The organism is Priestia sp. KCTC 13724 (genome assembly GCF_056820425.1).
This window is the reverse complement of record NZ_JBXDLD010000076.1, coordinates 1-11,121: the sequence shown is the minus strand read 5'-3', so window position 1 is coordinate 11,121 and position 11,121 is coordinate 1. Positions and strand designations below refer to the sequence as shown.

The window sequence follows — 11,121 nt, the reverse complement described above, 5'->3', positions numbered from 1 at the left end:
GTGATTGGTGCCTTAAAAACAAACCGTATTCTTTATCCGCAAGGGATTCGAATTCAAGCGAAAGAATTCACCCGTTCTATTAGAGAAGAAGAGACTGATTTAGTGACAATCGGTCATGAATCTTATCGAGTCTACCGGTACGAAGGTGCCTTAAACGATCTTGATAGGGGTGTCGTATTAATGTGCTGGAAGGAAGAACATCCCATGGAACCTAAGCATATGCGTTGTTTTTTAAGCACCGATACAGAACTGACAACAGAACAAATTTTATCGTATTACAGTCAACGCTGGAGCATCGAGACCTACTTTAAACAGGTCAAAGGCATGGTTGGCTTTAACGGTTATCAAGTCCGGAGTGAACGAGCGATTAAGCGTTTTTGGACTATTGTCCAGTTCACCTATGTTTTTGCGATGTACCTTAGAAAGGCTGCCTTTAACCTAGCCGTTCAGTGCATAAGAAAACAAAAAATCGGCAGTATCATTGAGTTTGTGTATCGTGAAACCACAAATGGAACGTCACTTGAGCAAATTAAAAATGAGCTCCAAGTGGCATAGGGTACCTATCATTTCTAATTGAATGGAAATATTTGTATCTAAAAATGCTCATTATCAGGACTTTATTTTAAAATCAATAGCAGGCTTAAGCCTGCAAAATCATCTTTAGAAATAAGTCAAACAAAAACTAGTATCCTGAAAGTTAGGTACTGGTTCTTTTCGTCGTGCTTGAGAAATGCTCTACAATGAAATTAGAAATCATTTTGATGGATATACCTTCATCCGATGCAAAATTCAAGCATCTATTTTTTTGATAATTTCATCCCAAACTTCATTAATTTTGGTGGTCCGGAATTTCCTAAAAATCGTGGAAATTGAGATACTTGATACTTTCTGCAATTCACTAAACGATAAACGGCATGCCAAAGATGATAATTTTTTTCATCCAGTCTTTGGAAATGACCACATAATGTATTTACTGCGTATGCAAAGGCATCGTCTTCTCCCCCCCACCCAATAAATCTTTCATCAAATCCTCCAACAGCATAGAATGTTTTACGAGTAACCACGACAAGTCCCCCTACAGGATTAAAAGATTTATTCTTATATCGTTCTTTATATTCACCTTTTATTGATAGAGGCCATTCTGGAATACTAGATAAAAGTTTTTCAGTACTTGATCTTGAAAGGTCTAGGCATTTACTATAAGGAATTATCCAAGCATGTTTATTAAGCAGTCGAATGGCTTTGACTAAAACATCTGGATTGTACATAACATCCCCATCTGCTATAACGAACACATCTTTGGTAGCTTTTTGTGCTGCTGTATTTATGGCTTGTGATCGATTAAACAGTTCACTTTTACAATCTCCTATACACAATTCAACTTCAGGCATGGATTTTTTATAAAAACATTTTATCCATTTGAATACTATATCTCTATGTCCATTATCGGGCTTATATGGGATAATCACAGATACATTTTTCATTCCATTTCATCCCCTCTTGTTTTGATTCATAAACTATGGAGTAGGAATAAAACAACACAAACGATGTAATCGCGAACCTTGCAGAGACTAAATGACACCTACACAACGGGTCTCCTGACTAGAATAAATGTGAGTTATGTTTTATGAATACTGTTACGAATAAAAGTTCGTACTTCATTTTTCATATCTCGTTCCACTGGATGGAACAAATAAGCTTTGGGGTGATTTTTCAGATAGTCTTTGATTTCTTCACATGAAAAATGGGGTCTATATCGGATGGAACGGCTAACCTGCCTAGGATATTTTTTGGGATTAAACCCTAGTGTCCTAGCCATTGTAACAAACGCGATTTCGTCAATTCCAAATACTTTTGTGTGATAAAGGGTTTTTCTAAATTGATCAAACTTTTTGTATTTCAAAAGTCTCTTTACATACCTTTTGCTAAAGATTTGACCGACGTTAAAACATCCGAGAAAATCGTCGCTATCAAACAGTGGCTGCCAGTTTTTCCATTCGGGTCGTATGCATTTTCCACACCACCAGCTTTTCCTTGGAACTCTTACATCTACCCCCATATAATCAGCATTCTTATTCATCATTTCTCGAATTACAAATTGTTCGAATCCCTCTTTAGCAAATAAAGCGTCGGAGTCAAGATTAATGATATATTTATAGTCAAACTTAATACGTTCGAGCCATTCCATTACCTCAAGTATATAAGTACCCGTTATTCCGTATTCAAGCTTCCTACTAGTGGGGCAGACGAGATAATTAAGGGAATCACACAGATGTAAATCATCGCCACCGTTAAATAATACAATGGAACTGTTAGGACAAAAATACGCTATGTTATCCAACATATCCTTAACAGCCTCGCGGTTTTCATGAACTAAAATAGCAAAACAGATATTCTTTCTATCCGTTATCAGATCGCCTAACACGTTTAACATCTCCCTTCATCAATATCTCTTTTACCGTTTAAAGTTAACCTGTTATATGGCGTTTTTTGAATGCAGTTCTATTTAACTTTGCCCCATTTGTCACAGTAGGCGAATGAAAATTTCTGCCGATTACCGTGCATGCCATAGTATATGGTTATGATATTTGATATATATTAAGGATACTTTGTAAAAGGTTTTGATATTCAAGGATTAGACAATCAAAAGATAGGCAAATGAAAAGATCGCTTTACACCGCTTAGGGTAAGCGGCGAAAAGCGATCTTCAAGGGATAAATCAAGTGATTTTAGAGTATACACACCCTGAATTTGAAAATAAACATTAGGGGTGAAAGTTCTGCTACCACCATTAGGATAAAATTATACCCTTACAAATACTTCCTCAAAATCGCGTCCCACTTGAACATACAATAGATTCGCGCAACTATCATAAAAGAAAGTGTTATCCTCTAAACAATCTAAGCTATCAACTTCTGTTATATCAGCAGATGGGCTGGATGAAACCTGAACTCGGCGAGGACGTCTCATTACATGATGGAAGACCAACGTATATCTTTCAATCGGATCATCGAATCCATCCTCAATCTCTTCTCTCGTGAATATAATGTTGCCTCGTCTTGTGCGATCAGCTACAAAACCGGTTAAATCAAATTCTCCATCCCTATAATCGAAAGTATTTTGATCGTCGAGGTAGAACTCATATTCTGCTCTGTCAGCACTATCAGCCCCTAAATAAACATCTAATTGTAAATTTCGAAGAGGACGCTGACCTGTATATTGCTGTAGTTCACGGCTTGGAATGATACAATTCCTTTTTACATACAATGGCAAGAAATCACGAGGGGCATCAACTAGCATTCTTTGTCCCCCATCTATAATTTCATCAGTATACCAGTCAACCCATTGAGTACCACTTGGAAAATAAACATATTTGAAACGTTCTCCTTGTTGTACGACTGGTGCAACCATGATGCACTCACCAAACATATATTGGTACGTTATTTTATGCGTATCAGGGTCATCCTGGAATTGGAAAGTTAAGGGTTGTTGAATCAACCAACCCGTTTGACTAGCTTTATAAACTTCCGAATACAGATAAGGTAATAAGCGATAACGTAGTCCGATATATTGACGTGCCACCTCTTGCACCCATTCAGGGAAATTGTACATTTCCTGCCCTGGGAATTCCGGCCCTGGAGGAGTAGGAACTGACTTTTCTATATCATCATAATGGTCACGCACATATGGAGCAGCAAACCCACCTTGAATCCAACGAGCCATAAGTTCTGCTGACGGTAAGGCAACGAAACCACCAAAGTCGGTACCCATTAAGGTCCATCCAGACAACCCCATGTTCTGATGGATTCCAAAGGTACCACGGAAGCCTTCCCAGTTACTTGTACTGTCCCCTGTCCAAACAGTCGCGTACCGCTGTATACCTGTAAATGCATTCCTCGTTAATATAAATTTCCGTGTATTCGGTAAAAACATCTCGAATGCCCGATTATGAGAGATGGCAGTAAAGTTTCCGTATAAGTTATGGAATTCGCGATGGAAAATCGGTCCAGGTTCTCCATAAATATTTGCGTGAACGTTATCCATCGGCATTGTATGATAAAAATCAGCCATATTTTCTGGACTAGTTGGTGGAAATACCGCCGGTTCCGTCATATCCTGCCAAATTCCGTCAAGACCAGCTTCAAACATGAAACCAAATTGGCCGGCCCACCATTCACGGCCTTCTTCCAGCGCATAATCCGTCCAAACCGCTTCATCTGGCCATACTCTCGCTTCGTATACCTCGCCTAACCCTGTTCTAACCAGGACATCTCGTTCAAAGGCTTCCTCCGCAACAAAGTACAAGGGTTCTTCCGAGTTAATACCAGGGTTGACAATCGCAACCCACTTAACCCCCATCTCTTCGAGCTCTGCAGCCCAGATTTCAGGGTTTTTATAACTTTCGTTAAAGGTAAATACTCTAAAACCAGGCCCAAAATAATCGATATCCGTATGCATCGCATCCAGTGGAATTTCTGCTTCACGATATCTGCGAGCAACTTCTAAAATTACTTCAGAAGAAGGATACGTCCAGTGACTTTGTTGGAGACCAAGAGCCCAAACCGGAGGAAGTTCAATTCGACCAGTTAATTCCGTGAACCGCTCCACAATAGTAGGAATTTCTGGTCCAAACATAATATATAAGGAAAGGTTTCCACCGTAGCTAAAAAAGTGATAGGACGAATCATCATTTTGTTCTCGTCCAAGCCGGTGTTCTACACGATACGTGTTATCCAAATACATTGCATAGGCTTTGTGTTCGATTCCATCATCAGTTTCGATATCCTTTAACCCAATGTGGAAAGGGTTTGAAGCATATAAATAAGCCTCAGGCTCAAACTGGTAACCGTATGCATCACTGTTCCACTGTCCTACTGAGTCTATTGGTTTTAAATCTTGAGGAGAAGCATGCATTCCCAAACCATAAATGTGTTCCGTGTCGTCAGACTCACGGAATACAAAAGGTCTAAGTCTTCTTATATCGACCATTTCTTGACTATCGTTTTTTTCTTGAGATCCAAATGGAACAACTGATCGGGTCCAATCCTGAAATGGAAAACGCTCATACCCCATACCATTTGGATGTGAACCGCTAATTAAATTCATATCAGTATCATAAAGATTGATGCCGAAAGGTTCAATTTGTACACTAATCACTAAACTTGACGTACTAATAAGGATATTATCATCTGATTCCTCTATATCAAATTCTGGTGTATCCCAATCTGTCTTCAACACCCCTGGCGTGTTGAACGCTTCTTCTCCTTCCGGTAGAATATCTACTTTCACTAAATCAGGAGCAAGAACACGAATATCCCCATGATAACCGTCACGTCCTATCAAACTTAAACCGTAACTACGAAGTGACCAGGATTCTAATTCAAAACGATCTAAGTTGTCTCTCTGTAGCTCTAAGGCTACTGGTGGTTGATTAGCTGCCAAATAAATCACTCCTTAAAATTTTTCAAACAAAAAAACTCGAGTAATCTTATAGTTTCAAAGAATAAACTCGTATTAATAAATATTATGCAAAAAATAGAATTCCGTACTAGTCGAATTAACGAATTAATAGTTAACTTCGTTCTACAAACGTCCTGATAACCAAGAGCCTTAAACATTTGGACCATTTTGATCTCTCTGATTGGTTGCTTTCTGACCTTATTTTAAAACCTTGGCTACTTCTTTTATGGTTTTATCAAAATTATCCTCTTGTTCGGGTTTTACCCCTAAAATATTAATGACATAGTTTCTTATAACAGCAAGTGCATTTCCAAGGATTATTGGATCTTCCGTACCTGTAAATCCTGGCATAAAGCCGACTTGCTTCGTTATTTCATCTTCATTCAATAACGTATACACCACGCCGTCTACTTCAATTTCCTTAGTACTTATTTCGCTTTGGATAACGACTTTCACTTTATCCATTAAAAATCCCCCCTTACTATTATTACTGCTCCAGATGTCGAGCAAAGCGAACTGAACTCCATTTTCACTGGATTTCGTTATCTGTATCTGGGACATTTTCGTTATCTTTATTACGAGAGCTTAAAGAATTCTGTTTGTTCCTTATCTCGTCTGCTGTATCTCGTATGATCTTATCAAAAAGATCTTCTTGGTCCTCCTTTACACCCAGCACTTTCATTACATAATTTCTTGTGGCTGCTAGCATATTAGCGAGAACAATCCCATCTTTTACCTTGCCTCCTGTTGCAATCATAAATTGAGGTTGCTTGGTCTGAGGATCAACTCTAAATAAGGTATAGACGACACCGTCTGCCTCAAAGGACTCTTTGCCCACTTGTGGATTTTCCAAAATAAATTTGATTTTGGGCATTTAAACACTCCTTTCATGTTTACTTTACACACCTTAGCTATTGTATGTTCATAATAATTTTTAATGTTTATTAACCCATTAAAATAAAAAAATAGTATGATGCCTTTCATTAGTTTTGATTCTAATCAAATCCATGAACAAAGGCCCTTGTATATAAAAATCATTAATTGGAAGCTTAGTTGTTTATTAGCACCATTTTGTATTGCTTTTCACTTAATAAAGGAAAGCTATTCTTGTAGCGATGAGGTTCTTTTACCTCACACCAATTACATTAGGAATCCAATATTTTTAAAACAACAGACCTGTAATTGTATGTACTGTAATACTAAAATATGCTAGGGGATTTCTAGAATCTCTCCCCCTTTTTTTTTGTGCTTTTTTTCATCAACTGATTGTGTCATTCATAGATTACAATAGCGGGTTAGATATCGTAAAAATGACATACTTTGTTTTCGCCAAAAAATAGTGAATAGGGTGAGGAATAAGAATGAAAACAATTGTATTTGTGGAATCCAACAAGTCAGGATCTAGCAGAGAAGCAATCCGTGCAGCGGATAAAATGGGCTACTTTACAGTATTGCTCACAAATAGGAAAAAGTTTTTTGAGCAAATTTCAGAATTTGTTGATGTTCATCATATAATATTGACGAATACAAAGAAAATGGATTCTCTTCGAGAGGAAATTAACAAGTTGAAGCATAGAGGCCTTTATATAGAGTTAATTGCTAGCTTCGTTCATCCCTTTGTCTCTAAGGCTGCAATTCTCTCAAAGGAATTCTGTAATACTAACATTTCAGCAGATACGATAGCGGATATGGAAGATAAAATAACTATGCGACAAGTATTAAAAGAATCTCTCTATAACCCCTTTTATTATATACATGAACCTACTAATTCGATTCCATCTACTGTAGACCATTGTCGTAATCAATACCCTCTAATAATTAAGGCTCCTCTTTCTACGGGTTCAAAAGATGTATACAAAGTAAACAATGAGCAAGAACTAACGGATTCGATAGTAACTTTAGAAAATAAGTATGGAAACAAACCTGTCTTGATTGAACAATTTATTGACGGTCCTCAATATTTAATAGAAACACTCACAATTGATAAAATACTTTACATTGTCTCGATTTTCGAACAGGAAATCACCAAACAGAAAAGATTTATCGTAACAGGATATCGACTAATTGTAGAGCCTTCATCTGACTTGTATCATAAGTTGTTGAAAGCGGCGCAAAGCATTGTAGACCAGGCAGGTATGGAAAATGGCGCTTGTCATTTTGAATTTCGTTTAAAGGGGAATGACTACATATTGATTGAACTCAATCCTCGTATTTCTGGCGGTGCTATGAATCGGATGATTGAAGCTGGTTACGGCATTAATCTGGTAGAAAAAACACTGAATTTAATGTTGGGTAATACTGTCGACCTGAAACCAAAGTTTAAAAAGCATGTATATATTTATTACATTACTATGTCTGAAAGCGGTATTTTGGAGAAAATTACCGGAAAAAAGCGTGCAAAGAAATGTCCAGGTATAAAGGAAGTGTTTTTAAAGCCGAAAAAAGGGACAATGCTATATCCTCCGCTTTCAATGGGTCACCGTTATGCTTATGTATTGGCCATCGGGGACACACCGGAACAGGCCGAGCAATTCTCCAAAACTGCCGCCAAAGAAATAGTTTTTCATCTAAAGAGTAACTCAACAGATTCTGCCTTAGAATCATTAAATAATGAAGAGTCAGATAAATGGTAAAAAATAAACTATATAGTTTAGGGGGAGACACTATGTCTGGTTTAATAGGTTTTTTACAATATCGCAAAGACCCAGAACGGGCTTGGAAAGCATATTCCTTTGCATCTTTTACGAAAATGGAAGGATATGAATTTGTTTATTTCACACCACGTCATATTAATTTAGAGGATAAAACAATAAACGGGAAAATGTACGAAAATGGAGAATGGGTAGAGAGAACAACGCGTTTACCGGATGTAATTTACTACGAGCCCGGCAATATGAATAAGGAAATGTATGAAAAGGTATACCAACTGAAACAACTCGTGCCATTTACTAGCAATCCAATTGGTGGAAAAGCAAACCTTTATAGAAAACTTAAAAACTCTAAATACTTTGCGGAATACATTATACCTTATGAGATAGTGCATAATACTGTAGAAATTCTTGACTTTATGAACAAGCATGGAAAGACTGTACTTAAACCTGTTTGGGGTCAGCAAGGAAGAAATATTATGTTTATTCATCAAGAGCAAGGACATTACGTTGTTGAAACTAATGGCAAACAAAGCCTGTATTTTAAAGATGAGTTTATTGATTTAATGAACCTAACTATTAATAAAGAAAATTATGTTATCCAAAAATATATTTTATGTAAGACGAAGGAAGGAAATTGTTTTGATTTTCGTTTACATACACAAAAAAATGAACACGGAAAATGGATTACGCTGGCAGCTGTTCCTCGAGTAGCTCAGAAAGGATCGATAGTTACAAATATGAGCTTAGGAGGGTTAACAGGAATATCTTTCTATTTTCTAATGCGGGAGTATGGGGATGAAGCATTCAATATAGAAAGGCTCTTGGATCGCTTCGGTATCAGTTTATCCCAATATTTAGAAGAAGCTAATGGAAAGTCTTACGATGAGCTTGGAATTGATATTGGAGTAGATGAGAATAAAAAAATATGGATATATGAGGTCAATTGGAAACCTGGCGAACCTCCCTTTGAGTCTAACAACATTGACATTATTAAAAATACAGTTAAGTATGCAATATATCTAGCCAAGCAAAACAAACAGACATTGTAATTTGATTATTAGATAAACAATCAAGCAGGTCCTTTTCCAGCGGCTGTTTCTCATCGGAGAACAGCCGCTTTGTGTCTGATAAAAGTATGGAATAGGTCCCTTTAATGAAATATATAAATGCTATTTTAAGAATGTACAGTTCTGATGATCTCGCAGCATAATATTCTTGAGGTGGATAGTATGCATATGCAAATCAACATAAATACAGATATTGAAATTAATAGTCTTTCAGATTTACCTAAATTAAAAATGTTAATGGAGAGCTTGAAGATGAAAATCAATAAGAGTAAATTGGCTCGAGATATGGGAGTCGATCGGAGGACAATTGATAAATATCTTAAGGGATATGAACCAAAAAGTATTCGGAGACGGACATCAAAGATTGATGATTATTACAACATTATAGCGTTATTGCTTTCGGAAGAGTTTAAGCAAATATTTTAAATGATTATTCCACTAGCTCAGAATAAGTAATTGTCTTTGTTGATGCACACAATGTTACTAAACGGCTAAACCATTCTCCTTTGAATTTTCTTCGATTAAATCGATAGCAAAATTCGTCTAAATAGGATTGGAGATGCTTAGAGTCAAGTCCGTGGAACGTTCCACCAACAGACGCTTTTGCATTCGAAAGAACAGTGTGCAACCAGTTTAAATGGTCTGGACTTTTTTTTGCATTATAGACTTGGTATTCATGCCTTAAAACCAGCTCCATCAAGCGCTCGATAGGAATGATAGGCATCACTACTAATCGTTGAACCTGATTGAATGGCTTTCTTGGCAAATTTAGTCAAGCTTTCCCCTTTAATATTAGGGACGACTTCCATTTTTAGAAAAAGCGGATGTCCCTCTTTGTTTAAGGATACCCCTACTAATACCTTGGTTTTGTCCGTTCCACGACCGCGTTTTCCACCTTCGGATGGCGCACCAAAGAAAGCATCGTCTAGCTCTACAATACCAGCTAAGGTGTATGCTGCATCACGTTTTCTCATGGCTTGTCGAATTTTATGAATCATGAGCCATGCGGTTAAATACGTTACTTCAAGTTCTTCAGAAAGCCTTGTTGCGGATACACCACGTTTATCATGAGCGATTAAATAGATAGCTAAGAACCACTTAGTTAAGTCCGTTCTTGTCTTTTCCATGACAGTTCCAACAGTGACAGTAGATTGGTAACGGCATTTTTTGCATTCATAAAGCCTGTGCTTACGCGTTTTTGTTTCAAAATATGCATCGTGACCACATTTCTCACAACAATAGCCGTTTGACCACTTCAATGAAAATAGATGGTCATGACAAGCTTTTTCAGTTGAAAACTGTTTTTGGAAAGAAATCAAACTCATTTGTTGGTATTTAGCCATTTAGAGCACCCTTTCAAGAACAATGTTAGTCATCATTATTGACAAAAATTCGTTCTTGTTAAACATCATTCTGAGTAAAAGGGATACTCATTATATTTTATTACAAACGAGCCTTATGGCAATACTTAAAAGATAATCATGGATTAAACTGTAGTCAATCCAATTTTAGAAAGTACATATTAAATAAAGTAGAATTTCAAAGTTATTTTGATTCGGGGAAACGTAAGAGTTCAAACAGTGAAGTGATTCGCTTCGAAACACCTCCAGCAGAACAAGCTCAGTTGGATTGGAAGGAAAATATTCGATATGTCACTAAAGATGGAGAGATATTATATGTAAATGTATGTGTACTCTTACTTGCCAATTCAAGATTTAGAACATTTAACCTGTCGATTTCAAAATCTCAAAGTATCTTATTAGCATTCCTTACGGAAAGCTTCGAAGCATTTGGAGGAGTTCCCAAAACGATTGTGACAGACAATATGAAAACCGTCATGGACGAACCACGCACAGAATATCAAAAAGGAAAGGTCACTAGTGTTGCATAAATGTTGACGCAATTTTCAGTTTAATGTTTTTTCCTGTTTAGAGCCAAAAAAG

At 36.9% G+C, this 11,121-nt stretch carries 8 protein-coding genes and 3 pseudogenes; 5 read left to right on the top strand and 6 right to left on the bottom strand.

Features of this window, described 5'->3' with window-relative positions:
• A partial coding sequence (locus AC1UFB_RS11370; protein WP_482589240.1) for a transposase occupies nt 1-555 on the top strand: 555 nt, incomplete at its 5' end.
• 242 nt (nt 556-797) lie between these two features.
• Here the strand turns inward: AC1UFB_RS11370 and AC1UFB_RS11365 are convergent.
• The 5 genes from AC1UFB_RS11365 to AC1UFB_RS11345 form a co-directional block, all read right to left on the bottom strand.
• Nucleotides 798-1,484: a galactosyltransferase-related protein gene (locus tag AC1UFB_RS11365; protein ID WP_100347002.1), complete on the bottom strand. Its 687-nt coding sequence runs from the start codon at nt 1,482-1,484 to the stop codon at nt 798-800.
• 134 nt (nt 1,485-1,618) lie between these two features.
• Complete coding sequence (locus AC1UFB_RS11360) at nt 1,619-2,425, bottom strand: hypothetical protein (RefSeq protein WP_100347001.1); 807 nt, start codon at nt 2,423-2,425, stop codon at nt 1,619-1,621.
• Nucleotides 2,426-2,802: 377 nt separating this feature from the next.
• On the bottom strand, nt 2,803-5,442 hold the full coding sequence (locus AC1UFB_RS11355; RefSeq protein WP_198511868.1) for a glycoside hydrolase family 31 protein: 2,640 nt from the start codon (nt 5,440-5,442) through the stop codon (nt 2,803-2,805).
• Between the two features lie 216 nt (nt 5,443-5,658).
• Entirely contained in the window at nt 5,659-5,925 is a 267-nt protein-coding gene (locus AC1UFB_RS11350) for a hypothetical protein (protein ID WP_100346999.1), read from the bottom strand.
• A gap of 64 nt (nt 5,926-5,989) precedes the next feature.
• On the bottom strand, nt 5,990-6,334 hold the full coding sequence (locus tag AC1UFB_RS11345; protein ID WP_100346998.1) for a hypothetical protein: 345 nt from the start codon (nt 6,332-6,334) through the stop codon (nt 5,990-5,992).
• Between the two features lie 487 nt (nt 6,335-6,821).
• Between AC1UFB_RS11345 and AC1UFB_RS11340 the strand changes: the two genes are divergently transcribed.
• The 3 genes and pseudogenes from AC1UFB_RS11340 to AC1UFB_RS11330 all read left to right on the top strand — a co-directional run.
• Nucleotides 6,822-8,093, top strand: a complete 1,272-nt coding sequence (locus tag AC1UFB_RS11340) for an ATP-grasp domain-containing protein (protein ID WP_100346997.1) — start codon at nt 6,822-6,824, stop codon at nt 8,091-8,093.
• Nucleotides 8,094-8,125: 32 nt separating this feature from the next.
• Entirely contained in the window at nt 8,126-9,160 is a 1,035-nt protein-coding gene (locus tag AC1UFB_RS11335; RefSeq protein ID WP_157803535.1) for a YheC/YheD family endospore coat-associated protein, read from the top strand.
• A 180-nt stretch (nt 9,161-9,340) separates the two neighbouring features.
• Nucleotides 9,341-9,601, top strand: a pseudogene (locus AC1UFB_RS11330) (IS21 family transposase); the annotation flags it as partial.
• Nucleotides 9,602-9,608: 7 nt separating this feature from the next.
• On the opposite strand, the pseudogene AC1UFB_RS11325 reads toward AC1UFB_RS11330, so the two are convergent.
• Nucleotides 9,609-10,521, bottom strand: a pseudogene (locus AC1UFB_RS11325) (IS1595 family transposase).
• A gap of 92 nt (nt 10,522-10,613) precedes the next feature.
• Between AC1UFB_RS11325 and AC1UFB_RS11320 the strand changes: the two are divergent.
• Nucleotides 10,614-11,060 (top strand): annotated as a pseudogene (locus tag AC1UFB_RS11320) (IS21 family transposase); the annotation flags it as partial.
• Nucleotides 11,061-11,121: the final 61 nt, after the last annotated feature.

Coding starts and splice junctions, on each gene's coding strand:
- AC1UFB_RS11365 (WP_100347002.1), bottom strand. CDS start 1,484: ATGAAAAATGTATCTGTGATTATCCCATATAAGCCCGATAATGGACAT.
- AC1UFB_RS11350 (WP_100346999.1), bottom strand. CDS start 5,925: ATGGATAAAGTGAAAGTCGTTATCCAAAGCGAAATAAGTACTAAGGAA.
- AC1UFB_RS11345 (WP_100346998.1), bottom strand. CDS start 6,334: ATGCCCAAAATCAAATTTATTTTGGAAAATCCACAAGTGGGCAAAGAG.
- AC1UFB_RS11340 (WP_100346997.1), top strand. CDS start 6,822: ATGAAAACAATTGTATTTGTGGAATCCAACAAGTCAGGATCTAGCAGA.
- AC1UFB_RS11335 (WP_157803535.1), top strand. CDS start 8,126: ATGTCTGGTTTAATAGGTTTTTTACAATATCGCAAAGACCCAGAACGG.